The following is a 3,585-nucleotide window of genomic DNA, read 5'->3' on the forward strand; positions in this document are numbered from 1 at the left end:
TTGAAGCAATGTACTATGATAAGATTAACCCGTTAGGTCAGGTGGCCTAACTTAAATAAAAAAGTCTCCGACAAACCCGGTACGGTTCAAGACTATACATTTGGATTAACACGAGTAACCCATCTTGAAGTTCAAAAACTAAAGAAAATCCAATCTCGATCTGATAAACAAAAAATTGGTTCGATGTCCGATTTATATTATCTGTATAAACTTATGCATGAGATTCAAACTAATCTTGTGAGACGAAAGCCAAGATTGAAACCACTTACTCTTGAGCTTCCCAAGCAGCTTCAGAGGATCGAAGAACAACTATTCTCAAAAGACAAGGATATTGCTGAACAAGCTGTTTCCTCAATAAATGTACCTACACCAATTAATCAATTTGGTTCATTGGAGGTTTTTAAACATGGAAAAATTTGAGAATCGTTTTGAACAAATTCAATCTATTAACAATATTGTTATTACTTCTAATGAATTCATGACCGCTTTCACAGGTATACAAGATTGTGTAAAAAGAAGTATTTCATTTAGTGAGCCTGTTGGAAGTATGCTTCTTGCTGAAGGAGGTCTTGGAAAAACTACGCTCTGTAAAACGATCTTGAGTTTGATGCCTCGTACAGAAAAAATTGAGAAGGATCATAAGAAAAGCATCATCCCTGTATGCTATGTGGAAGTACCATCGCCTGCCACAGTTAAATCATTAGCAATAACGATGCTCAAAGAGCTTGGTGATCCTACTTATGAAAATGGATATGGCACTACTGAATACTTAACTAGCAGACTTATTTATTTACTCGCACAATGTGAAACCAAGCTTATATTCTTAGATGAATTCCACCATTTATTTGAGCGTAAACCGACATCTACAAGAATGAATCGGACTACAGGAAATTGGCTTAAAACGCTAGTAAACCGAACAGGGATTAGTTTTTGTTTAGTTGGTTTACCTGAGTTTGTCCCACTACTTCAGGTTGATAGCCAGATTGCACGTAGATTCCCATTCATCTACCACCTAAATCCATTAACTATTGATCCTTCAAATGGCGGGAGCATGTTTGCATTTCTTACTGAAGTTGCAAGAACACTCAATAAGCAAAATATCGCTTTCTCACCACCTCTAAATAGCCAGCTCGTAGGCATGCAAATTCAACTAGCAACAAAAGGCTATCACTCATACGTAATGAGCCTGATTAGAGAAAGTATCGCACATGCTTTACATGATAATAGGCAAGTAATAACTCCCCTTGATTTCAGTTATGCATGGAAATTAGGCATCACGCTCTACATTAGCAAACAAAATAAAAATCCATTTGAAATGAACATTTCACAAATCATTTCATTAATTTAATAGTCAGAATTATGAAAAATCCTCTTTTAATACAAGCAATACCTCATGAAGATGAGTCACCAATGAGTTTCTTGTTAAGAACAGCAGAACTCAATGCACATAGTTCAATTTTTAATTTAATAGGCAAAGAAAAGTATAAATCTATCATTCGTCAGTCTTTGAATTATCATATTTCTGATATGAAACGCTTCACTCAAGTCTTAGAAGCGTTAAATCTTGATAGTTCTTATAAATTTCTAGCTTTTGAAAGATCAAGGCCAACCAATAGATCTCCTATAATGATTGGAACAATTGAAGTCCCCCATGAATTATTAGAATTAGAAGGTTTACGCTACTGTCCCACTTGTCTTTCTGAAAAAGCATATCTTAGAAAAATATGGACATTAAAGCCTATACATGCATGTCCAATACATTCTTGTTTGTTAATTTATTGTTGTCCTCAATGTAAGAATTTTCTTCTCCCCAAAACAGGGGTTCTAAACTGTTCTCGCTGCGGTTTTAAATTAGATAAAGGACCTGTACAGAAAGTAAAATCAATGGAAAGTGTCTATTGGTTTCTTGACATACTGACTCATAGTTCAAATAAAGTTTTTTCAGATTTTGCATCATGCTGGAAAGCATTCAATTCTTTCTTAAAAGATGATAATTCCAATACAAATGAAAATATTTTTTTTAAAGTGTATGAATATTTTTCTGACCCAGAGACTTCTGCCATAAAATTAAGTGAAAATATTAACAATAGAAGTGAGAATTCTCATCCACGTATTCTATTGCTACCATTTCTAAAACAGAAAAAACTTTTCAACAAGCATATTAAAATTACCGAAAAGAATTCTTCAGAATATAGAATTAGTGAAAATAGTATTTCCAGAAATCTTAGAAATTATGAAATACAATTGATCTTAAATATTTCTCGATTTGAGCTTGAGAAATTGATAGAAAATGACTTTTTGAAGCTGGGACAGAAAGAACTCTATAAAGGAGATATTGCTAGCAGAGACATAGAACACTTCTTAATTGATACATATTCTCAGCCTGAATCTGCACTTCTCACTAGCATCGAAGCACCCGCAGACAATGATAGTATACAATTAAAGGATGTTGCTAAGTTGTTAGATATCAATTATGACATTGCTAGAAAACTAGCAAAAGTTGGATGGTTCAAATTAGAGAATACAAATGAAATACCGCAGACTTTCAAAAAATATTCAAAAGAAAAGGTGAATGAATTCAAAGAAAACTACATACTCGTTAGTCCACTAGCAACACAGCTAAAGGCATCTCCAACTAATCTAGTGGAAAAATTAGGGGCTTTAGGTATTACTCCTACTAATGGTCCACATATAGATTCAACTGCAATAAATATTTTTTTAAAGACTGATGTCCAAGATATAAAGCCAGATGACTTAATTATGATTAAAGGTTATCCGACTCGTTCTGGAAGGCAAAAAAATACCTTAAATCAAATATCGCATAGTAAGGATTATTACTCTTTAAAAAATGCTGCCGTACTCTTAGAAATCAGCCCCAATAAGGTTGCTGTACTTGTTCAAAAAGGAATTCTGATCAAAGATAAGAACAATCCTTTATCAGTTCAAATAGAAGCTAGCTCTCTATTAAGTCTGAAGAACAAACTCAATAGCGAAAATTATATTTCTTATGTAGATGCAGCAAAGCAATTAAATTGTCCCATGAACTGGATGAAAAAATATTGGTGCAATACTGGCTTCTTAAGCATTGAAGATTTAGTCTATTGGAAGCTCATTCCGCGAGAAGAACTCAGTGAAGTACTTAAATTGAAGGAAGTCTATATGACAGGTACTGAAGCTAGTGCATTACTAGGTATGCGTCATTCACATATCACAAACTTGCAAAAGCAAGGACTTATCAAAAACTATTACATGGGTAAAACTGATAAAAAAATTAGGCTATTTAAAAGAGATGACGTCATACGTATCAAAAATAAGCACTCTTAATTCCTTAAGAATTCTCATTTATCAGCGACTATATAATCTTCTAACAATTAAAAGTGATAAGCTCTTATAAGAAATTAACCAAATGATTTAGATGGAAATAATAGGTAAATTTCTTATAAAGTGTATTATATTAATTTTAGAAAATTTTCAAAATCAATAGATTTAAAATATCGCGGATTCAAATCCCAAGTGCGACACATTTGTAGTTAGTTGAAAAAGTTAGGTGTATTAGAATCATTAGACTTTTTCAACTCGCAATTG

The 3,585-nt window shown here is 33.0% G+C and carries 3 protein-coding genes; all 3 read left to right on the top strand.

Annotation, left to right across the window (positions count from 1 at the left end):
* Window positions 1-255: 255 nt before the first annotated feature.
* The 3 genes from NI466_RS15585 to NI466_RS15595 are packed head-to-tail and all read left to right on the top strand — an operon-like array spanning window position 256 to window position 3,324.
* Complete coding sequence (locus NI466_RS15585; RefSeq protein WP_253173995.1) at window positions 256-420, top strand: hypothetical protein; 165 nt, start codon at window positions 256-258, stop codon at window positions 418-420.
* Window positions 407-1,348, top strand: coding sequence for a TniB family NTP-binding protein (locus tag NI466_RS15590; RefSeq protein ID WP_253173996.1), 942 nt, complete (start codon window positions 407-409; stop codon window positions 1,346-1,348). The genes NI466_RS15585 and NI466_RS15590 overlap by 14 nt, the downstream gene beginning before the upstream one ends.
* Window positions 1,349-1,359: 11 nt before the next feature.
* The gene (locus NI466_RS15595; protein ID WP_253173997.1) at window positions 1,360-3,324 is read left to right on the top strand and encodes a TniQ family protein; all 1,965 of its coding nucleotides are present in this window, start codon (window positions 1,360-1,362) and stop codon (window positions 3,322-3,324) included.
* Window positions 3,325-3,585: the final 261 nt, after the last annotated feature.

Origin of the sequence: Acinetobacter lwoffii, assembly GCF_024129595.1 — a bacterium.
Taxonomy (GTDB): domain Bacteria; phylum Pseudomonadota; class Gammaproteobacteria; order Pseudomonadales; family Moraxellaceae; genus Acinetobacter; species Acinetobacter lwoffii_O.

Bases quoted from the DNA above. Each gene is read 5' to 3' on its own strand.
- NI466_RS15590 (WP_253173996.1), top strand. From the start codon at position 407: ATGGAAAAATTTGAGAATCGTTTTGAACAAATTCAATCTATTAACAAT.
- NI466_RS15595 (WP_253173997.1), top strand. From the start codon at position 1,360: ATGAAAAATCCTCTTTTAATACAAGCAATACCTCATGAAGATGAGTCA.